Source organism: Acidovorax sp. A1169 (assembly GCF_030704685.1).
GTDB lineage: Bacteria > Pseudomonadota > Gammaproteobacteria > Burkholderiales > Burkholderiaceae_C > Acidovorax.
The window spans coordinates 453216-474153 of the sequence record NZ_JAUZDX010000001.1; the positions used below are offsets into that span (position 1 = coordinate 453216).

General features: G+C 67.9%; 19 protein-coding genes. 13 read left to right on the forward strand and 6 right to left on the reverse strand.

Features of this window, described 5'->3' with window-relative positions; genetic code table 11:
• Window positions 1–35: 35 nt before the first annotated feature.
• On the forward strand, window positions 36–260 hold the full coding sequence (locus QYL93_RS02090) for a 4-oxalocrotonate tautomerase family protein (RefSeq protein ID WP_057268337.1): 225 nt from the start codon (window positions 36–38) through the stop codon (window positions 258–260).
• Window positions 261–539: 279 nt separating this feature from the next.
• Here QYL93_RS02090 and recJ read toward each other — a convergent pair whose 3' ends face one another.
• Window positions 540–2255, reverse strand: coding sequence for a single-stranded-DNA-specific exonuclease RecJ (gene recJ, locus QYL93_RS02095; RefSeq protein WP_305742093.1), 1716 nt, complete (start codon window positions 2253–2255; stop codon window positions 540–542).
• Window positions 2252–3202, reverse strand: coding sequence for a phosphoglycerate mutase (locus QYL93_RS02100; RefSeq protein WP_305742094.1), 951 nt, complete (start codon window positions 3200–3202; stop codon window positions 2252–2254). The genes recJ and QYL93_RS02100 overlap by 4 nt, the downstream gene beginning before the upstream one ends.
• An 80-nt stretch (window positions 3203–3282) precedes the next feature.
• On the opposite strand from QYL93_RS02100, the gene QYL93_RS02105 reads away from it, so the two are divergent.
• The 3 genes from QYL93_RS02105 to lolD are packed head-to-tail and all read left to right on the forward strand — an operon-like array spanning window position 3283 to window position 6532.
• Window positions 3283–4539 (forward strand): lipoprotein-releasing ABC transporter permease subunit, encoded by a 1257-nt coding sequence (locus QYL93_RS02105; RefSeq protein ID WP_305742095.1) that lies wholly within the window; start codon window positions 3283–3285, stop codon window positions 4537–4539.
• Window positions 4540–4557: 18 nt separating this feature from the next.
• Window positions 4558–5811, forward strand: a complete 1254-nt coding sequence (locus tag QYL93_RS02110; protein ID WP_305742096.1) for a lipoprotein-releasing ABC transporter permease subunit — start codon at window positions 4558–4560, stop codon at window positions 5809–5811.
• Window positions 5804–6532: a lipoprotein-releasing ABC transporter ATP-binding protein LolD gene (gene lolD, locus QYL93_RS02115; protein ID WP_305742097.1), complete on the forward strand. Its 729-nt coding sequence runs from the start codon at window positions 5804–5806 to the stop codon at window positions 6530–6532. The genes QYL93_RS02110 and lolD overlap by 8 nt, the downstream gene beginning before the upstream one ends.
• Window positions 6533–6930: 398 nt before the next feature.
• On the opposite strand, the gene QYL93_RS02120 is transcribed toward lolD, so the two are convergent.
• Genes QYL93_RS02120 through QYL93_RS02135 form a run of 4 tightly spaced genes read right to left on the reverse strand, consistent with a single transcriptional unit; the run spans window position 6931 to window position 10985 of the window.
• Window positions 6931–7974 carry a VWA domain-containing protein gene (locus tag QYL93_RS02120; protein ID WP_057202530.1) on the reverse strand — a complete coding sequence of 348 codons (1044 nt, stop codon included), beginning with the start codon at window positions 7972–7974 and terminating at the stop codon, window positions 6931–6933.
• 20 nt (window positions 7975–7994) lie between these two features.
• The gene (locus QYL93_RS02125; protein ID WP_305742098.1) at window positions 7995–8999 is read right to left on the reverse strand and encodes a DUF58 domain-containing protein; all 1005 of its coding nucleotides are present in this window, start codon (window positions 8997–8999) and stop codon (window positions 7995–7997) included.
• On the reverse strand, window positions 8980–9996 hold the full coding sequence (locus QYL93_RS02130; protein WP_305742099.1) for a MoxR family ATPase: 1017 nt from the start codon (window positions 9994–9996) through the stop codon (window positions 8980–8982). The genes QYL93_RS02125 and QYL93_RS02130 overlap by 20 nt, the downstream gene beginning before the upstream one ends.
• Before the next feature lie 41 nt (window positions 9997–10037).
• Window positions 10038–10985, reverse strand: coding sequence for a S1C family serine protease (locus QYL93_RS02135; RefSeq protein ID WP_305742100.1), 948 nt, complete (start codon window positions 10983–10985; stop codon window positions 10038–10040).
• A 104-nt stretch (window positions 10986–11089) separates the two neighbouring features.
• Here QYL93_RS02135 and QYL93_RS02140 point away from each other — a divergent pair, with 104 nt between their 5' ends.
• The 9 genes from QYL93_RS02140 (at window position 11090) to QYL93_RS02180 (ending at window position 20793) form a co-directional block, all read left to right on the forward strand.
• Entirely contained in the window at window positions 11090–11950 is an 861-nt protein-coding gene (locus tag QYL93_RS02140; protein ID WP_305742101.1) for a TatD family hydrolase, read from the forward strand.
• 71 nt (window positions 11951–12021) lie between these two features.
• Entirely contained in the window at window positions 12022–12579 is a 558-nt protein-coding gene (locus QYL93_RS02145; protein ID WP_305742102.1) for a DNA-deoxyinosine glycosylase, read from the forward strand.
• A complete protein-coding gene (locus QYL93_RS02150) occupies window positions 12580–13341 on the forward strand; it encodes a spermidine synthase (protein ID WP_305742103.1) in 762 nt (253 codons plus the stop codon).
• A 60-nt stretch (window positions 13342–13401) separates the two neighbouring features.
• Complete coding sequence (locus QYL93_RS02155) at window positions 13402–15210, forward strand: GspE/PulE family protein (protein ID WP_057268346.1); 1809 nt, start codon at window positions 13402–13404, stop codon at window positions 15208–15210.
• Between the two features lie 130 nt (window positions 15211–15340).
• A complete protein-coding gene (locus tag QYL93_RS02160; protein ID WP_305742104.1) occupies window positions 15341–15829 on the forward strand; it encodes a tripartite tricarboxylate transporter TctB family protein in 489 nt (162 codons plus the stop codon).
• A gap of 18 nt (window positions 15830–15847) precedes the next feature.
• Window positions 15848–17359: a tripartite tricarboxylate transporter permease gene (locus tag QYL93_RS02165; RefSeq protein ID WP_305742105.1), complete on the forward strand. Its 1512-nt coding sequence runs from the start codon at window positions 15848–15850 to the stop codon at window positions 17357–17359.
• A 125-nt stretch (window positions 17360–17484) separates the two neighbouring features.
• Window positions 17485–18786: a DUF3422 family protein gene (locus QYL93_RS02170; RefSeq protein ID WP_305742106.1), complete on the forward strand. Its 1302-nt coding sequence runs from the start codon at window positions 17485–17487 to the stop codon at window positions 18784–18786.
• Between the two features lie 153 nt (window positions 18787–18939).
• Window positions 18940–19887: a DMT family transporter gene (locus QYL93_RS02175; protein WP_370876926.1), complete on the forward strand. Its 948-nt coding sequence runs from the start codon at window positions 18940–18942 to the stop codon at window positions 19885–19887.
• A gap of 102 nt (window positions 19888–19989) precedes the next feature.
• Entirely contained in the window at window positions 19990–20793 is an 804-nt protein-coding gene (locus tag QYL93_RS02180) for an SDR family oxidoreductase (RefSeq protein ID WP_305742107.1), read from the forward strand.
• Window positions 20794–20938 lie beyond the last annotated feature (145 nt).

The window sequence follows — 20938 nt, forward strand, 5'->3', positions numbered from 1 at the left end:
AGACTGCAACTTACCGACGGAAAGAAAGCCTTCCCATGCCCCTGATCAACATCCGCCTGGCCAACCGCGACATTCCCACCACCTCCGCCCAGAAGGCCGCGCTGATTGCCGGCGTCACGCGCCTCATGCAGGAGGTGCTGGACAAGAAGCCTGAGACCGTGACCGTCATCATCGATGAGATCGACCCCGACAACTGGGGCGTGGGCGGCGAGCAGGTCACGGTGGTGCGCCAGCGCGGTAAGGGGCCCGTGCAGGCGTGATACGGATTTGCCTTCAACCGTCTAACGTCGTTGGTCCGCCTTGCCGTGCTACAGCACTGTCTGCGGCTTCCCGCCTAGTGTCCCGGGTTGGAAGTCGTTGAATAAAGCAATCAGCCGAAATCCCTGTCAGGCTAGGCGCAAAGCACAGCCATGCTGGGAGCATGGCGAGCATTTGCAACGACGCATGGCGGGGATTGTCGGTAGATTGATTCAACGAATTTCCAACTCGGGACACTAGCTATACGATTGAATGCAAATCCGTATGAGCAGCTCGCCGCGCTAGATTTCTGCGCCTTCCACGAGAAACTGCACCTTGCGCTCGCCGCGCCACTCGTTCACATCCAGGCGAAACGCCAGCAGCACGCGGGCGGGCAGTTGGTCGGTGTGGCCGAACCAGATGGCGTCGACGGGGTTGCCCTGGTGCATGAGCTTGATGGACAGGTGGTTCTTGCCCTCGCCCACCAGCCGCTGGCTCAGCACCACGACCTCTTCGCTGAAGGTGGGCGGCGCAAAGCCCTGGCCCCAGACCTCGCGGTGCAGGGTGTCCACCACGTCGGCGCTGCAGTATTCGGGCGCCAGCGGGCCATCGGTCTCGATGCGGCGCGTGAGCGTTGAGGCATCCAGCCATTCCTGCGCCACCTGGGCCAGGGCCTGCTCGAAGGTATCGAAGGCCTCTGCAGCCACGGTGCAGCCGGCCGCCATGGCGTGGCCGCCGAACTTGAGCAGCACGCCGGGGTGGCGCTTGGCCACCAGGTCCAGCGCATCGCGCAGGTGAAACCCGGGAATGGAGCGGCCCGAGCCCTTGAGCTCGTGCTCCTTGCCTGGCGCGCTGCTGGCTGCGAAGACGAAGGTCGGGCGGTGCAGCTTGTCCTTGATGCGCGAAGCGACGATGCCCACCACGCCCTCGTGGAAATCGGGGTCGAAGACGCTGATGGCGGGCGGCGGGTCTTCGCTCTCGTCGAACAGGTTCTCGGCCATCAGCATGGCCTGCTCGCGCATGCCGCCTTCGATCTCGCGGCGCTCGCGGTTGATGGTGTCCAGCTGGCCGGCCAGGTGGCTGGCGCGGCCAGCGTCGTCGGTGAGCAGACACTCGATGCCCAGCGTCATGTCCGCCAGGCGGCCGGCGGCGTTGATGCGCGGCCCCAGCGCAAAACCGAAGTCGAAGGTGGTGGCCACGGCCGCCTTGCGGCCGGCAGCCGTGAACAGCGCCGCCACGCCGGCCGGCATGGCGCCCGCGCGGATGCGCCGCAGGCCCTGGGCCACCAGGCGGCGATTGTTGGCGTCCAGGCGCACCACGTCGGCCACGGTGCCCAGGGCCACCAGCGTGAGCAGCGGGTCCAGCTTGGGCTGGCTGGCGGTGTTGAACACGCCGCGCGCGCGCAGTTCGGAGCGCAATGCCATGAGCACGTAGAACATCACGCCCACGCCGGCCAGGGACTTGCTCTCGAACGTGCAGCCCGGCTGGTTGGGGTTGACCATGGCGTCGGCTGCGGGCAGCTCGGGGCCGGGCAGGTGGTGGTCGGTCACGAGGACCAGAAGGCCCTGGGCCTTGGCCTCGGCCACGCCCTCGACGCTGGCGATGCCGTTGTCCACGGTGATCAGCACATCGGCGCCGCGCTCCTTCACGCGGCGGGCGATCGGTGGGGTCAGGCCATAGCCGTCGGTCACACGGTCGGGTACCAGGTAGTCCACATGCTTTGCGCCCAGCAGGCGCAGGCCGCGCACGGCCACGGCGCAGGCCGTGGCACCGTCACAGTCGTAGTCGGCCACGATGCACAGGCGCAGGTCCTGCGCCATGGCATCGGCCAGCAAGGTGGCGGCCTGCTCTATGCCCTTGAGCCCTGCGGGTGGCAGCAGGCGGGCCAGGCCGTCGTCCAGCTCCTCCTTGTCACGCACGCCACGCGCGGCATACAGGCGGGCCAGCAGCGGGTGCACGCCGGCCTGCTCCAGCGCCCAGGCCGCGCGCGGGGGAATGTCTCTTGCCGTGATTTTCATAGCTGGGGCGCCACCTGGGAAAAACGGGTGGGCTGGAAGTGGGCCTTTATGCGCTGCAGCAGGCCGCGTGGGGCGGTGTGGAAGGCCAGCGCAGCGCGTTCGCCGCACAGGGTCAGGCGCACGGCGGCGCCTTGCTCGGCCTGGCGCAGCAGGTCGGCCAGCGGGCCCGCATCCAGCGCGCTCCAGGCGGCCGCCCAGGCACGCCAGTCCTCACGCAGCGCGGCGTCGCGCAGTGCCAGGGGCATCTGGGGCGCGGGTGCGGGCGCCGTGGTCGGCAAGGCGCCTGCGCCGTGCACCCAGAAGGAGTTGACCATGGGCAGGCCGCTTTCGGCCCGCGCATCGTTGAAGGCATGGGTGTACAGCAGCATCTGCATCTCGCTGTTCAGGCGGTGCAGCGTGCGGGCTTTGGCGGCATCGGGCATCCAGGCGCGCACGTCGCGCAGCAATACGCGGTCGAGCGAGGCGGTGGCCAGGTGGGCGAACAGGGGGCCTTCGGCAAGCCAGCGGGTGGGCTGGTCGTAGTGCAGGTGGATGCCGTCCTCGGCGAACCAGGGCGAGACGATGGCCAGCAGGGCGCGCGAGGATGCTTCGGTGAGGCCCAGGGCCTCGGGGTCGCGCAGCGTGATGTGGTCGGTCGTCACCTGCCACTGGCAGGGGGCCACGAAGGCCCAGGCCTTGCCGTCCGCAGGCTGGCCTTGCTGCAGGCGGTACCAGGCGGCCCAGGGCGTAAGCCCGTCCCCGGCGGGCAGGCCCAGGGCCTGGGCCAGGGCGCGCTCATGGGGGGCAGAGAAACTGGTCTCCTCGGCGGTACTGGAGCCAGCAGGATCGGCCGCGAGGCGCGCCAGCAGGCGATCCAGGTGCGGCAGGTCGAGCGTTGCCAGCGTTTGCCGGCACCCCTCGGAGGCGCTGGCAGCGTAGGGGATGAGCAAATGGGGGATGTCCGACATCCCTCTATTGTCCGGGATGCCACAATCGCTCCCGCCGGGCTCTGCTATCCCATCAGGGTCCAGGCACTTTTTTCCCATCCATGCAACTTCCCTACGAACTGGCCCTGGGCCTGCGCTACACCCGCTCGGGCCGGGCCACGCGGCGCAACGGCTTCATTTCCTTCATCTCCGGCGCGTCCATGCTGGGCATCGCCCTGGGCGTGGCGGCGCTGATCGTGGTGCTCAGCGTCATGAACGGCTTTCAGAAGGAGGTGCGCGAGCGCATGCTGGGCGTGGTCGCCCACATCGAGGTCTTTGCGCCCCAGGGCGCCGCCATGCAGGACGCGGCACGCACCATGGCCGAAACCCGCAAGAACCCGGCCGTCACTGGCGCCGCCCCGTTCGTGGCGGCCCAAGCGCTGATCGCGCATGGCGACGACATGAAGGGGGCGCTGGTGCGCGGCATCGATCCCGCGCTCGAAGGCAGCGTGACCTCGCTGGCCCAGGCCAACGCCGAGGTGCTTGCCACCCTGGTGCCCGGGCAGTTCCGCGTGGTGCTGGGCAGCGAGCTGGCCAAATCGCTGGGCGTGAAGGCTGGCGATGCGGTGACCATGGTGGTGCCGGTGGCCCAGGGCGGCAGCAGCAGCCAGGGCGGCCCGCGCTACCAGCCGCTCACGGTGGCGGGCACGGTGGATTCGGGCCATTTCCAGTACGACTCAACCCTGGTCTGGATGCACCAGGACGATGCCCTGGCCATCTTCGGCCTGCGCGGCCCCACGGGCATTGGCCTGAAGCTGCAGGACCTGCAGCAGGCCAATGCCGTGGCCATCGAGTTGGCGCACACGCTCAGCGGCGATCTGCTGCTGCGCGACTGGACGCAGCAGAACCGTACCTGGTTCGAGGCGGTGCGCCTGCAAAAACGCATGATGTTCATCATCCTGGCGCTGATCGTCGCCGTGGCGGCCTTCAACCTCGTCTCCACCCTGGTGATGACGGTCAACGACAAGCGCGCCGACATCGCCATCCTGCGCACGCTGGGGGCCAGCCCGAAAAGCATCATGACCGTCTTCGTGGTGCAGGGCGCCATGGTGGGCGTGATCGGCACCCTGGCCGGCCTGGCGCTGGGCCTCTCCATTGCCTACAACATCGACGTGATCGTGCCGGCCATCGAGAAGGCGCTGGGTGCCACCTTCCTGCCCAAGGACATCTACCTGATCGACCGCATGCCCAGCGAACCGCAGGGCACCGACATCGTGCCCATCGCCCTGATCTCGCTGGCGCTGGCCTTCGTGGCCACCCTGTACCCGAGCTGGCGCGCCAGCCGCGTGAACCCCGCAGAAGCGCTGCGCTATGAATGAGCGCGGCCTGAACTAGCTATGCAAATCCCCTACGAACTGGCCCTGGGCTGGCGCTACACCCGCGCGGGCCGTGCCACGCGGCGCGATGGCTTCATCTCGTTCATCTCGGGCGTGTCCATGCTGGGCATCGCCCTGGGCGTGGCGGCGCTGATCATCGTGCTGTCGGTGATGAACGGCTTTCAGCGCGAGGTGCGCGACCGCATGCTCAGCGTGGTCTCGCACATCGAGATCCTGGCACCCCAGGGTGCGCCGCTGCCGGACGTGGCTGCCACCCTGGCCGAGGTCCGGCGCAATCCGAACGTGACCGGGGCCGCGCCCTTCGTCTCGGCCCAGGCGCTGCTCTCGCGCGGCCAGGACATGCGCGGCGCACTGGTGCGCGGCATCGACCCGGCGCTCGAAAGCTCGGTGACCGACCTGGCCGCAGGCAACGAGAAGACGCTCAAGCTCCTGGTGCCCGGTGAGTTTCGCGTGGTACTGGGCGGTGAGCTGGCGCGTTCGCTGGGTGTGCGTGCCGGGGACATGGTGACGCTGATCGCGCCCGCTGGCCAGGTCACCCCGGCCGGGGTGGTGCCGCGCCTCAAGCAGATGACGGTGGCCGGCACCTTCGATTCGGGCCACTACGAATACGACTCGGCCCTGGTGCTGCTGCACCACGAGGACGCGCAGCGCATCTTCCGCCTCGAATCCCCCACGGGCATCCGCCTGAAGCTCAAGGACGTGCACCAGGCACGCGCCGTGGCGGCCGAGCTGGCGGGCACCGTGACCGGCGGGCTGGTGATTCGCGACTGGACGCAGCAGAACCGCACCTGGTTCGCCGCCGTGCAGCTCGAAAAACGCATGATGTTCATCATCCTCACGCTCATCGTGGCGGTGGCGGCCTTCAACCTCGTCTCCACCCTGGTGATGACGGTGACCGACAAGCGCGCCGACATTGCCATCCTGCGCACCCTGGGCGCCAGCCCGAAAAGCATCATGGGCGTGTTCGTCGTGCAGGGGGCCATGGTGGGCGTCATCGGCACCCTGGCCGGCCTGGCCCTGGGCCTGGCCATCGCCTTCAACATCGACGTCATCGTGCCGGTCATCGAGCACGCGCTGAACGCGAGCTTTTTGCCCAAGGACATCTACCTCATCAGCAAGATGCCCAGCGAGCCGCAAAGCTCGGACATCGTGCCTATCGCCGTCATTTCCCTGGTGCTGGCCTTCGTGGCCACCCTGTACCCCAGCTGGCGCGCCAGCCGTGTGAACCCCGCCGAGGCGCTTCGCTATGAATAAGAACAACGCTCCATCCGCCGCATCCCTGCCCGCCGCACCGTCCGCCCGGGGCGAGGTGGTGCTGCAGGCCCAGGGCCTGACCAAGCGCTTCACCGAGGGCCGGCTGGACGTGACCGTGCTGCACGGCGTGGACCTGCAGGTGCATGCGGGCGAAACCCTGGCCATCGTCGGTGCGTCGGGCTCGGGCAAGAGCACCATGCTGCACCTGCTGGGCGGCCTGGATGCGCCCACGGCCGGCAGCGTGCGCCTCAAGGGGCAGCAGCTCTCGGCGCTGTCGCCCGAGCAGCAGGGCCGGATGCGCAACCAGCACCTGGGCTTCATCTACCAGTTCCACCACCTGCTGCCCGAGTTCACCGCGCTGGACAACGTGGCCATGCCGCTGCGCATCCGCCGCATGCCGCAGGAGCAATGCCGCGAGGAGGCAGCGCGCGTGCTGACGTCGGTGGGCCTCAAGGAGCGCCTGCACCACCGCCCGGCCGAGCTGTCGGGCGGCGAGCGCCAGCGCGTGGCGATTGCGCGTGCCCTGGTCACGCGCCCGGCCTGTGTGCTGGCCGACGAGCCCACGGGCAACCTGGACCGCAATACGGCGGACGGCGTCTTCGCGCTCATGCTGCAGCTGGCGCGCGAGCAGGGCACGGCCTTCGTGATGGTCACGCACGACGAGTCGCTGGCCGCGCGCTGCGACCGCGTGGTGCACCTGGTGCTGGGCAAGCTGGGATAGCGCATTTCCCCCGGGCCTTGCCGTGAGTGCCGGCGCACGGCATCCTTGCCGCTGCGATCGAAAAGTCTCCATCCGCGCCAGGACACTCTAAGATTGCCGAAGTCCGCTCCAGGAGAGGCCGCAGATGACGGTTCCGGCATCCATCCCTTCCGACGAAGCGCGCAGGCTTGAGGCCTAGCGCGCCCTGATGGTGCTGGACACCCCGGCCGAGCGCTTGCTCGATGCGATTGTTCCCGCACTCGGTGGGTGCCCGCGTGGGGCTGGCCTTTGGCACCGAGGCCGAGGAGAGCTGGGTGGAACTTCTGGCGCGGGCCTATGCCAATTAAGCTCTGCGAGGCCAAGCGCCTGGGGCGAGGCCGGTACCAGGCCTTTAAAGCCACTTGAGGCAGGCCAGCCTCCTACATCACCCGCCCGTACCACCATACCGACAGGCTGGCTGCGAGCAGCGCCAGCACGGCTCCGGCCAGCGCCAGCAGCGCCGAGATCTCGGTTTCCTTTTTCTCCACCGTGAGGCGCGAGCTCAGGGTCTCGTAGACCTTCTTGAGGTCGGCTGCCGTGGCGGCGTGGAAGTATTCGGCGGCGGTGCGGGTGGCCACGGCCTTCAGGGTCTCTTCGTCCAGCCGCACGCGCATCGACCAGCCCTCGAAGCCGATGGTTTCGCCCTGCAGCGTGCCCACGCCCACGGTGTACACGCGAACGCCCCGGTCGGCAGCCCACTTGGCGGCTTCCAGCGGGTCCACCCCCGTGGTGCGCTGCCCGTCGGTCAGCATGATGATGGCGGCCGAGTTGTAGGAGCCTGGTGCGACGGGCGTGAAGGGCTTGGCGGCGTCCTGCTTGTTGAGCTCGTCCAGCGGGCGCGGTTTCATCGCCTGGCGCCCGCCCAAGGCCGAGATATCGATGCCGGCGTCGGGGAAGATGGTGGCCAGCGAGAGCATGATGCCGTTGCCCGTGGCCGTGCCGCGCTGCAGCTGAAAGCTGTCGATGGCCTTGACCAGGTCTTCGCGGCTTTGCGTGGGCAACTGGGCCAGCTGGGCGCTGCCGGCAAAGGCCACGATGCCCACGCGCACATGGCGCGGCAGCTCGGCGATGAAGGCCTTGGCGGCGTCCTGCGCGGCGGTGATGCGGTCGGGCTGCACATCGGTGGCGCGCATGCTGCCCGAGACATCCATGGCCAGCATGATGGTCTGGTCCTGCGAGGGCAGGGTGATCACCGCCAGCGGCCGGGCTGCGGCCAGCAGCAGGGCCACCAGCGCCAGCAGAAAGAGAAACGGCGGAATGTGCCTGCGCAGGTGCTGTGCCGGGCCCATGGCCTCGCGCACCAGCGACAGGCTGGAGTAGCTCAGCGCGGTTTTCTTGCGCCGGTGCAGCAGCCACCAGTACAGCAGTACCAGCAGCGGCACGGCCAGCAGCAGCCAGAGCAGGGAGGGCCAGAGAAAGACCATGGTGGCGTGTCCTGTGGTTGTCAGGCGGCGGCCCGTGGGGCCGTCCATTGGAACGAGGGGTGCGTGGGCGGCCGCACGCGGTGCCGGCGCAGGTCCATGAAGCGCAGCAGTGCATCCACCAGGTCGTCGTCGGTGCGCAGCTCCAGCGTGTCGGCGCCGGCCTTGGCCAGGCCCTCGCGCAGCACGGCTTCGCGCTGGGCCGCCAGGCGGGCAAAGCGGTGGCGAAAGCCGCTGTCGTGCGTGTCCACCTGCAGCTGCTCGCCGCTTTCGGCGTCGCGCAGCGTGACCAGGCCCACATCGGGCAGCTCCAGCTCCAGCGGATCGAGCAGGCGCACGCTCACCACGTCATGCCGGCGGGCCAACTGGGCCAGGGGCTTTTCCCAGCCGGGGGCGCTGATGAAGTCGGACACCACGAACACCGTGGAGCGGCGGCGCAAGGTGCCCAAAGCTCCCTGCAAAAGCAGGTGCAGCTCGGTGCTGCCCGATTGCAGTTGGGGCGCGGGCTTGAGCAACTGGTGCACCAGGTGCAGCACATGGGCGCGGCCGCTGCGCGGGGGCAGCACGGTGTCCACGGCGCGTGTGTCGGCACCCCCTGCGCCGTAGAGCATGGCGCCCACGCGGTTGCCGTGGCGCGTGAGCAGGCGCGAGAGCACGGCCACGAAGCCGGTGAGGATGTCGCGCTTGGCGTTGCCCTGGGGGCCGAAGTTGACCGAAGGGCTCAGGTCCAGCAGGAACCAGGCGGACATCTCGCGGTCTTCGGTGAACACGCGCACGTGGGGGGTGTTCAGGCGCGCCGTCACATTCCAGTCGATGTGGCGCACGTCGTCGTGGGGCTGGTACTCGCGCAGGTCCATGAGGTCCAGGCCGGCCCCGCGCATCAGCGTGCGGTAGTCGCCCTGCAGCAGCCCGTCGAGGCGGCGGATGACGCTCCACTCCAACTGCCGCAGCAGGCGGTCGGCCTCGCCAGGCAGGGTGGGCAGCGCGCGCGCGGCGGTGGCTGGGGTGTCAGGCGGCTTTTTGCTCATGGTGCAATGGCTTGGCAGGGGCGGGCACCTTGGCCATGATGCGCGTGATCAGCGCATCGGCGTCCAGGCCCTCGGACAGCGCCTCGTACGACAGCGACAGCCGGTGGCGCAACACGTCGGCCGCCAGGTCCGTCATGTCTTCGGGCAGCACGTAGCTGCGCCCGCGCAGCATGGCCAGGGCCTGGGCGCCTTCGGCCAGGCAGATGGTGGCGCGCGGGCTGGCGCCGCAGGCAATGAAGGGCGCCAGGTCCTTGAGGTCGTGTCGGGCCGGTGCGCGCGTGGCGGCCACCAGCTTCACGGCATATTGCAGCAGCGAGGGGTCGACATACACGCTGCGGCATTCGGCCTGCAGCGTGGCCAACTGGGCCGTGGTGGCCACGGGCAGCACCTGCACGGGATCGGCGAGCGCGCGCTGGGCGATCACGAATTCCTCTTCCTCGGTGGGGTAGTCGAGCAGCACCTTCATCATAAAGCGGTCCACCTGGGCTTCGGGCAGGGCGTAGGTGCCTTCGGTCTCGATGGGGTTCTGCGTGGCCATCACCAGAAAGGGAGAGGGCACCTTGTGCGTTTCGCCGGCAATCGTCACCTGGCGCTCCTGCATCACTTCGAGCAGCGCGCTCTGTACCTTGGCGGGGGCGCGGTTGATTTCATCGGCCAGCAGCAGGTGGGTGAACACCGGGCCCAGCGAGGTGCTGAACTCGCCCGTCTTCTGGTTGTACATGCGCGTGCCCACCAGGTCGGCGGGCACCAGGTCGGGCGTGAACTGGATGCGCTTGAAGCTGCCCTGGATGGTGCTGGCCAGGGTCTTCACGGTGAGCGTCTTGGCCAGGCCCGGAACGCCCTCGACCAGCAGGTGGCCCTGGGCCAGCATGGCCACCATCACCCGCTCCAGGAAGCGGTCCTGACCGACCACGACGCGCTTGACTTCGTAGAGCACCTGCTCCATCAGCGTGGCGGTGGCGGCATTCGATGCAAACGGCTGCGGGGTCGATTCCATGGGACTCCTTGCGAGGATGGGGTGCGTATTGAAAGGGGGGGTCAGAAGGGCGACATGCCCACGGCCGAGGCCGCGTTCTCGATGGGCACGGCAAAGCCGATGCCGATGAAGGTGCGCGCCGGCGTGGGGTTCAGGATGGCGGTGACGATGCCGATCACCTCGCCATCCATGGTGACCAGCGGGCCGCCCGAGTTGCCGGGGTTGGCCGCCGCGTCGAACTGGATCAGGTTGCCCAGCTCGCGCTTGCCTTCGGGCGAGGTGAACTGGCGCCCCAGGCCCGAGATCACGCCCGCCGAGGCCGATGGGCCGATGCCGAAGGGAAATCCCACCACGGCGACCTGGTCGCCGGGGCGCAAATCATTGGTGGAACGCAGGGAGGCCGCCTCCAGGTCGTCGGGCACCTTGTGGGCCTGGAGCACGGCCAAGTCGTTTTCGGGCTGCACGCCGGTGATGGTGGCCGTGGTCTGCAGCCCGTCGTGGAAGGTCAGCTGGATGCGGTCGGACCCCTGCACCACATGCAGGTTGGTGAGGATGACGCCCTTGTCGACGATCACCACGCCCGTGCCCACGCCGCGCTCGACCTCGTCCTTGCCGTTCTTGCTGCGCCCGAAGCCCACCACGCGCACCACCGAGGGGGCGATGGTCTCCACGGCCCGTGCCGCCGCCGAGGGCAGGGTGGTGGTTTCCAGCGTGCGCAGCACCGCCTGGTCGATGTCTTCCTGGGTGAGCTTGCGGGGCACGCTGCGCTGGTTCAGCCACACGCTGGTGACGAGCAGTGCGGCCAGCAGCAGCAAGGCACCCCAGAGGGCGTAGAGGTTGCGGCGCGACAGCGTGACCGCCTGGGACCTGCCGGCAGGCTGGCTGAGGGATGGCGCCGCGACGGGCGCCGCCTGGGCTACCGGTTCCGAGGGCGCAGCATCGCTCGGGGCCGCGGCCCCGGCAGGGCGGCGGGCGGGGCGGGAGCTGCTGTAGACAGTGGGTCTGGGCATCCTGTCACCTTCCGGTACACCATGGCGCGGTGCATGGTTTCACAGTAGCACGGATCGCGGGCCTGTGCACACCCTGGGGCTTCATCCATCGTGCATCATGCTGCATGAGCTTCTGGATAGACACCCATTGCCACCTCGATGCCCCCGAGCTGGCGCCCGATGTGAATGCCGTGCGCGACCACGCCCGCCAGGCCGGCGTAGGGCATTGCGTGCTGCCTGCGGTGGCGCGTGCCAATTGGGAGGCCGTGCGCACCCTTGCGCACCAGTATGGGGACAGCTACGCCTTGGGCATCCATCCCCTGTACACCGGACATGCCGCAGATGGCGACCTTGAACTGCTTGGGCAAGCGCTGGCGCAGCACCGGGAGGACCCGCGCCTCGTCGCCGTGGGCGAGATCGGGCTCGACTATTTCGTGCCTGGGCTGGATCCGGCCCGCCAGGAGCACTTCTACCGCGCGCAGCTCCAGCTGGCGCGGCGCTTCGACCTGCCTGTGATCCTGCACGTGCGCCGCTCGGCCGACCGGCTGCTCAAGGCCTTGCGCGAGGTCAAGGGCCTGTCGGGCATTGCCCATGCCTTCAATGGCAGCGAGCAGCAGGCCCAGGCCTTCGTGGACCTGGGTTTCAAGCTCGGCTTTGGCGGGGCCGTCACCTACGACCGAGCCCTGCAGCTGCGCCGCCTGGCCACCCAACTGCCGCTCGCATGCCTGGTGATGGAGACCGATTCCCCCGACATCCCCCCGCACTGGCTCTACACCACCGCCGCCGAGCGCGACGCGGGCCGGCCCCAGGGGCGCAACACCCCGGGCGAGTTGCCGCGCATCGGCGAGGTGGTGGCCGAACTGCGCGGCATGACCGTGCAGGCGCTGGCCGAGGCCTGCACCGCCAACGCGCTGGCGGCCCTGCCGCGCGTGGCCTCGCTGCTCCAGTCCCGGCAGGGTGTGTCACGGTCTTTTACCGATTCGTGACGATCGATCTGGGGTTTTAGCTATATATTTGATAGTGATCGGATGCCCGTGCATCCGGCTCTCCACGCCGCATGCCTGCCCCCATCAACCCGTTGCCACCCGAAGATCCCGACGCTCCCGCCCCCCGGCTGGTCGGACTGCCCGCCGTGGTGTCCGCCCGCACCGTCGTCCTGGTGCTGGGCAGCTTCCCTGGTGCGGCCTCGCTGCGCGCGCAGCAGTACTACGGCCACCCGCAGAACCACTTCTGGCGCATCCTGCAGGCCATCTGGCCACGGCACCCTCTGCCCGGTCCTGCCGGACCCGCCAGCTATGCCCTGCGCTGCGAGTGGCTGCTGGCGCGCGGCCTGGGCCTGTGGGACGTGTATGCCAGCTGCGAGCGCGAGGGCAGCCTGGACGCCGACATCCGCCATGCCGTGGTGAACGACTTCGCCTCGCTGCGCGCCGTGGCACCGCGCCTGGCCGCCATCGCCCACAATGGGGGGGAGAGCTTCAAGCACGCCGCACGCACCGCAGCCCTGGGCGTGCCGGTGTACAAACTGCCGTCCACCAGCCCGGCCAATGCCTCGTGGAGCTTCGAGCGCAAACTGAGCGTGTGGGCCGAACTCATGGCCCGCCACCAATTGACCTGAATGACCCGCAAGAAAACCAGCCCCATCGAACTGCCCGAAGTCAGCGTCTCCGACGATGGCGAGGTGCGCCACCTGCACCTGGGAACGCCCTGGATCCAGGGCTCCATGCGCGTGGCCGAACCCTTCGTGCTGGAGCTCGAATATGTGCAGCGCATGATGGCCTGGCTGCTCTTCGTCGAGCCCGCTTTGGTGAGCAAGCGCCACGCCATGCAGCTGGGCCTCGGTGCCGGGGCCATCACCAAGTTCTGCCACAAGAAGCTGCGCCTGTGCGCCACGGCCATCGAGCTCAACCCGCAGGTGGTGGCCGTGTGCCGCCAGTGGTTCAAGCTGCCGCCCGACGGCCCCAAGCTGCGCGTGGTGCTGGCCGATGCGGCCAAGGAGATCCAAAACCCCATGTGGCTGGGCACGGTCGATGCGCTGGCGGTGGACCTGTACGACCACGATGCAGCAGCCCCCGTGCTCGACAGCCCCGATTTCTACGCCGACTGCCGTGCCCTGCTGACCGAGGACGGCAGCATGACCGTGAACCTGTTCGGCCGCTCCTCGAGCTACGAGAAGAGCTTGAAGAGCATGGCCAGCGCCTTTGGCGACGATGCGCTGTGGGCCTTCAAGCCCACGCGCGAAGGCAACACCGTGGTGCTGGCCCATCGCAACCCCACGCGCCCCAAGCGCACTGAGCTGGCCGCCCGTGCCGAGGCCATCCAGGAGCGCTGGGGCCTGCCCACCACCAAGTGGATGCGCGTTTTCAAGCCGGTTGCCTGAACATGCTGCACCCGAGTCCTTCGTCCTGCCCCGTCCATCCCCTCTGAGAGGTCTGCAGACATGAGCACCGCCGTCATCCCCCCCGTCCCCGCCGCCAAGGCGGCCATCAAGCCGGTCAACCATATCGGGCCCGTTGACTGGCGCCGCATGGTCGAATGGCTGAGCGCCGATGGCGTGATCTCCCAGGAGGAGGCGCAGCGCACCATTGCCCGCTGCTCGCAGGCCGAAAGCTCGCAGCCGGCCCTGGTCCGGCTGGCCGCCGTGGCCATGACGCGCGCCTCCGATGGCAAGCCGCTGGACATCGAACTGCTCACCGAGTACCTGGCGCAGCGCGCTGGCCTGCCCTACATGCGCATCGACCCGCTTCGGGTGGACGTGGGCCGGGTCGCCGACACCATGAGCGCTACCTACGCCGAGCGCCACAAGGTGCTGCCCGTGCAGGTGACCCCCAAGGAGGTGGTGGTGGCCACGGCCGAGCCCTTCGTCGATGACTGGGTGGCCGAGGTCGAGCGCCAGGCGCGCCGCACGGTGCGCCGCGTGGTGGCCAACCCGCAGGACATCCACCGCTTCACGGCCGAGTTCTTCGCGCTGGCCAAATCCGTGCGCGCCGCGCAGAAGGCGGGTGGCGCATCGGGCGGCAGCAGCTTCGAGCAACTGGTGGAGCTGGGGCGCAGCAACAAGCAGCTCGACGCCAACGACCAGGGCGTGGTCAAGGTGGTGGACTGGCTCTGGCAGTACGCCTTCGACCAGCGTGCCAGCGACATCCACCTGGAGCCGCGGCGCGAGCAGGGGGTGATCCGCTTTCGCATCGACGGCGTGCTGCACCCGGTCTACCAGATGCCCATGGGTGTGCACAACGCGATGATCTCGCGCATCAAGCTGCTGGGCCGCATCGACGTGGTGGAAAAGCGCCGCCCCCAGGACGGCCGCATCAAGACCCGCAACCAGCGCGGCGACGAGGTGGAAATGCGCCTGTCCACGCTGCCCACCGCCTTCGGCGAAAAGATGGTGATGCGGATCTTCGACCCGGACAACACCGTCAAGGACCTCGATGCACTGGGCTTTGCGCAGCACGACGCGGCGCGCTGGGAGGCGCTGGTCAAGCGCCCGCACGGCATCATCCTGGTGACCGGGCCCACGGGCTCGGGCAAGACCACCACGCTGTACTCCACGCTCAAGCGCGTGGCCACGGAAGAGGTCAATGTGAGCACGGTGGAGGACCCGATCGAAATGATCGAGCCGAGCTTCAACCAGACCCAGGTGCAGCCGCAACTCGATTTCAATTTCGCCGAAGGCCTGCGCGCGCTGATGCGGCAGGACCCGGACATCATCATGGTCGGCGAAATCCGCGACCTGGAGACGGCCGAGATGGCCATCCAGGCGGCGCTCACGGGCCACCTGGTGTTCTCCACGCTGCACACCAACGACGCGCCGTCGGCCATCACCCGCATGATGGAACTGGGGGTGCCCTCGTACCTCATCAACGCCACGCTGCTCGGCGTGCTCGCGCAGCGCCTGGTGCGCACCTTCTGCAAGCAGTGCAAGCAAAAGGACGAGTCGGCCGACCGCGAGGCGCTCAGCGCCTTCATCAAGCCCTGGAAGCTCAGCGGTGCCTACCAGCCCTACAAGGCCGTGGGATGCGTGGACTGCCGCATGACCGGTTTTCAGGGCCGCATGGGGCTGTATGAACTGCTCACGGTGAGCGAGGCGCTCAAGGACAAGATCACCACCGCGCCCTCGATGGAAGCCCTGCGCCGCCAGGCCATCACCGACGGCATGCGGCCCCTGCGCCTGGCCGGTGCGCTGCGGGTGGCAGAGGGGCTCACGACGATCGAGGAAGTGATGTCCGCGACGCCGCCCATGGACTGATTTGAGGGCTCCGTACAGAGGGAAAACGCGCAGTCCCGAGTGTTACCGGGTGTAGGTGGAATCCACATCCGACAGGCCTCCTGTTGCCAGCACAATCGCACGGTTGTGAAATCCGCATAGGAGACATATCGTGCAAATCAAAAGTCAGAAAGACTTTTTTTCCGGCCTGGTGTTCATGGGCGTCGGGGTCGCGTTTGCGTGGGGAGCCACCACGTACAACGTCGGCAACGGTGCCCGCATGGGACCCGGTTACTTCCCGCTCATGCTGGGCATACTGCTCGCCATCATCGGCAGCGTGATCACCTTCAAGGCCACTGCGGTTGAAACGGTGGGCGGCGACAAGATCGGCAAGTGGGCCTGGAAGCCGCTGTTCTTCATCCTGGCTGCCAACTTCACGTTCGGCATCCTGCTGGGCGGCTTGCCCAGCCTCGGGGTCCCCGCCATGGGCTTGATCGTCGGCATCTATGCGCTGACCTTCATCTCCAGCCTGGCGGGCAACGAGTTCAAGGCGCGCGACGTCTTCATTCTTGCCACCGTGCTGGCCATTGGCAGCTACGTGGCATTCGTCTGGGCGCTGAAGCTTCAGTTCCCGGTGTGGCCCAGTTTCATTTCCGGTTAAGGCAGGAGCATCCACACCATGGACTTGTTTGACAACCTGGCGCTCGGCTTCGGCGTCGCCTTCACGTTTCAGAACCTCATCTACTGTTTTGTCGGCTGTCTCCTGGGCACGCTGATCGGTGTGCTGCCGGGCATCGGCCCCGTGGCCACCATCGCCATGCTGCTGCCTGCCACGTACGCATTGCCTCCCGTGGCCGCGCTGATCATGCTGGCCGGTATTTACTACGGTGCGCAATACGGTGGTTCCACCACGGCCATTCTGGTCAACCTGCCAGGTGAATCGTCTTCGGTGGTGACCGTGATCGACGGCTACCAGATGGCACGCAAGGGCCGGGCAGGTCCGGCGCTGGCAGCGGCTGGCCTGGGTTCATTCTTTGCCGGTTGCGTGGGTACGCTGATCCTGGCGGCCTTCGCTCCTCCGTTGACCGAAGTGGCTTTCAAGTTCGGCCCTGCCGAATACTTCTCGCTGATGGTGCTGGGCCTGATCGGTGCCGTGGTACTGGCCTCGGGCTCGCTGCTCAAGGCTGTGGCCATGATCGTGCTGGGCCTGCTGATGGGCCTGGTGGGTACCGACGTGAACTCGGGTGTGGCCCGCTTCAGCTTCGACATCCCTGAACTGACCGACGGCATCGGCTTCGTGACCATCGCCATGGGCGTGTTCGGCTACGGTGAAATCATTGCCAACCTTTCGCGTCCCGACGACGAGCGTGAAGTGTTCACGGCCAAGGTCGAGGGCCTGTTCCCCACCAAGGACGACTTCAAGCGCATGATTCCTGCCGTGCTTCGCGGTACGGCCCTGGGCTCTGCTCTGGGTATCCTGCCTGGCGGTGGCGCCCTGCTGGCTGCCTTCGCTGCCTACACCATCGAAAAGAAGACCAAGCTCAAGCCCGGCGAAGTGCCTTTCGGCCAGGGCAACATCCGTGGTGTGGCCGCGCCCGAAGCCGCCAACAACGCGGGTGCACAGACCTCGTTCATCCCGCTGCTGACGCTGGGTATCCCTCCCAACGCCGTGATGGCGCTGATGGTCGGTGCCATGACCATCCACAACATCCAGCCTGGTCCCCAGGTGATGACGAGCAACCCCGAGCTGTTCTGGGGCCTGATCGCCTCGATGTGGATCGGCAACGCCATGCTGATTATCCTGAACCTGCCGCTCATCGGCATCTGGATCAAGCTGCTCACGGTGCCTTACCGCTGGCTGTACCCCTCCATCGTGCTGTTCTGCGCGGTGGGTGTGTACTCCACCAACAACAACACCTTCGACATCTGGATGGTCGGCATCTTCGGCCTGGTCGGCTACATCTTCTACAAGCTGGGTACGGAGCCTGCACCTTTGCTGCTGGGCTTCATCCTGGGCCCGATGATGGAAGAAAACCTGCGCCGTGCGCTGCTGCTGTCGCGTGGCGACTGGAGCGTGTTCGTCACGCGTCCGCTGTCGGCCGGCCTGCTGGCGGCTGCCGCCCTGCTGCTGGTCATCGTGCTGCTGCCTGCGGTGAAGAACAAGCGCGAAGAGGCTTTCGTCGAGGAGTGATCCCCCCGGCCTGCTGTGACAGCTGATGCAACGGCGCCTTAGGGCGCCGTTGTTTTTTGGCGCGCCTGCCGGGCAGGGCCTGCAGGAGCCCGGTACACAATGGCGCAACGTTCCCAGAACTTCGCATGCCCACATCCACCACCGGTTTCCTGCAGCACCCGCACCGGGCCCTGCTGCACAACGAGATCCATGCCCGCCCGCCAGAGGCCATGGCGGCGCCGCTGGCGATTGCCCACATCGTGATGCTGGCGGACGCCGCCGGGCGCGAGGCCAGCCGGGCCCATGTGGCCGCGCTCCTGCGCGACCACCACATGGCGCTGCCCGATGCCCAGACCACCCACCTGCGCATGGACCTGGGGGCCTTTCGCATGCGCTGGGAGCTGCACACGGAGTTCATCTCCTGGACCTTCATGGTGCCCGCGCCGGTGGATGCCTTTGGCGACCGTGACCCGGTGGGCGCCACCGATGCCGTCCCCCAGGAGTGGCTGGCGGCCTTGCCCGGCCAGTGCCTGTGCAGCCTGAACCTGTGGGTGCAGCCCACGCACACCTTCGGCTCGGGCTCGCTGGTCAAGCATGTGCTGCACGAGGACACGCTGGTGGCTTCCACCGTGGCCGATGGCCATGGCGAGGTGTACACCGACTTTGCGATCCATGCGGACGGCTTCTCGCGCATGGTGCTGCTGGCCGGCGGCATGACGCCGCGCCGCCTGGGCCGGCTGGTGCAGCGCCTGCTGGAGATCGAGACCTACCGCATGGCCGCGCTGCTGGGCCTGCCCGCTGCGCGCGAGGCCGCCAGCGTGCTGGCCTTTGCCGAGCGCGAACTGGCCGAGCTGGCCGATGCCATCCGCACCGCCAACCGCGATGCCGAGCCGGCGCTGCTGGACCGCCTGACGCGGCTGGCCGGACAGGTGGAAAGCCAGTACGCGGCCACGCATTCGCGGTTTTCCGCCAGCAGCGCCTACTTCGAGCTGCTGGACAAGCGCATACAGGACATTGCCGAGTCGCGCCTGGCGGGCATGCAGACCATCCGCGAGTTCATGGACCGGCGCCTGACCCCTGCCCGCAGCACCTGCGAATGGGCGGCCCGGCGCCAGGATGCGCTGTCGCAGCGCGTCTCGCGCATGAGCAACCTGCTGCGCACGCGCGTGGAGATCGAGCAGCAGCAAAGCAGCCAGGCGCTGCTGGCCACCATGAACCACCGCCAGGACCTGCAGCTCAAGATGCAGTCCACCGTGGAGGGCTTGTCGGTGGCGGCCATCACTTACTACATCGTGGGCCTGGTGAGCTTCCTGGCCAAGGGCGCGCAGAAGCTGGGCTGGCCCCTGTCGGCCGAGACCACGGCGGCCGTGGCGATCCCGCTGGTGGCGCTCGGGGTGTGGTGGTCGCTGCGGCGGCTGCACCACCGCCTGTTCCGCAACCGGCACTGAGCAGGGCTCTGGGCAGCCATCGCCGATGGCGGGGCCGCCCGCGCGCAGGCCCGATGGCGCAGTGCGGGATACCGTGCCAAACTCATAGGTATGCACACGATGCAGGAGGGGCCAGCGGCGCCTGCTGTGCGCTTGATCTGAGAGAGCCTTTTCTTGTCGAACCCCTCACCGCCCCAGCCACCGCAGCCCGCTGCGCACGCCAAAGCCGCCAGCAAACCCATCGCATCAGGCCTGCTGCTGGCGCTGTTCGGCTCGATCGCCTTCAGCGGCAAGGCCATCATCGTCAAGCTGGCCTACCGCCACGGGGTGGATGCGGTCACGCTCATCATGTACCGCATGCTGTTCGCGCTGCCCATCTTTGCCGCCATGGGCTGGTGGGCCAGCCGGGGCAAGCCGCCGCTGTCGCGCAAGGACCGGCTGGGCATCACAGGCCTGGGCATCACGGGCTACTACCTGGCCAGCTTTCTTGACTTTGCCGGGCTGGCCTACATCAGTGCCAGCCTGGAGCGCCTGATCCTGTACCTCAACCCCACCCTGGTGATGATGCTCGGCTGGGTGCTGTACCGCCGGGGCATCCGCTGGGGCCAGGCCCTGGGCATGCTGGTGAGCTACTGCGGCGTGGTGCTGGTCTTCGGTCACGAGGCCAATCTGCAGGGCAGCGACGCCGCGTTGGGCGCGCTGCTGGTGTTCCTGAGCGCGGTGAGCTACGCCGTCTATCTGGTGTACAGCGGCGAGATGGTCCAGCGCATCGGCTCGCTCAGGCTCGTGGGCCTGGCGACCACCGTGGCCTGCCTGTGCTGCCTGCTGCAGTTCGTGCTGCTGCGCCCGCTCTCGGCGGCCATCGTGGCGCCCGAGGTGATCTGGCTGTCGGTGCTCAATGCCACGCTGTGCACGGCGGTGCCGGTGCTCATGGTGATGATGGCCATCGAGCGCATCGGCGCCGGCACGGCCGCGCAGATCGGCATGGTGGGGCCCCTGTCCACCATTCTCATGGGCATCTGGATCCTGGGGGAGCCCTTCACGGTGTGGGTGGCGTGCGGCACGGCGCTGGTGGTCGCGGGCATCTTCGTCTTCACCCGCCCGGCCCGCAAGCCCGCCTGAGGCCGGGTCAGTGTCCCGTTGTGGGCAGGGCCGTCCAAGTCCACTTATGATTTGGCGAACGGGGGTGCGGTGTGCACCTCCATATGAATCACGGAGTTGGACATGGATCTGGGTATTGCAGGCAAGTGGGCCTTGGTGTGTGGTGCGAGCAAGGGCCTGGGCTTCGGCTGTGCCCAGGCATTGGTGAACGAGGGGGTTCATGTCGTCATCAATGCCCGCAATGCCGATGTGCTGGCCCAGGCGGTGTCCCGCCTGGAGGCCCAGGGCGCGGCGGGCAAGGTGCAGGTGCTGGCGGTGGCCGCCGACATCACCACGCCCGAGGGCCGGGCCGCCGTGTTCTCGGCCGCCGGTGGCCCGGGGCAGGGCTTTGACATCGTGGTCACCAACGCCGGCGGGCCGCCCCCGGGCGATTTCCGCAACTGGGACCGCGACGCCTGGATCAAGGCCGTGGACGCCAACATGCTCACCCCCATCGAACTCATCAAGGCCACGGTGGATGGCATGGCAGAGCGCGGCTTTGGCCGCATCGTCAACATCACCTCCAGCGCCGTGAAGGCGCCCATCGACATCCTGGGCCTGTCCAATGGCGCGCGCAGCGGGCTCACGGGCTTTGTCGCCGGTGTGGCACGCAGCAAGCTGGCTGGGGGTGGCGTGACCATCAACAACCTCTTGCCGGGCAAGTTCGATACCGACCGGCTGGCCACCACCATCGGCACTGCCGCTGCCAAGTCCGGCACCAGCGTGGAAGAATTTCGCAAACTGCAGCAGGCCCAGATCCCGGCCGGGCGCTATGGCACGGCCGAAGAATTCGGAGCCATCTGTGCCTTCCTGTGCAGCGTGCAGGCCGGCTACATGACGGGCCAGAATGTGCTGGCGGATGGGGGCGCCTACCAGGGCACGTTCTGATCGGCTGCTGTCCGGCACGGATGCGGCCTGCGTGGGAAGGGTCCATGCCGGGGCCGTGAGCGCCCTGGGCTGGGTCCTGTAACCTTTTGATTTCCATCAAGGGGCGTGGGAAGAGGCATCCCGGTGTGTTACAGGGTGCGCATTC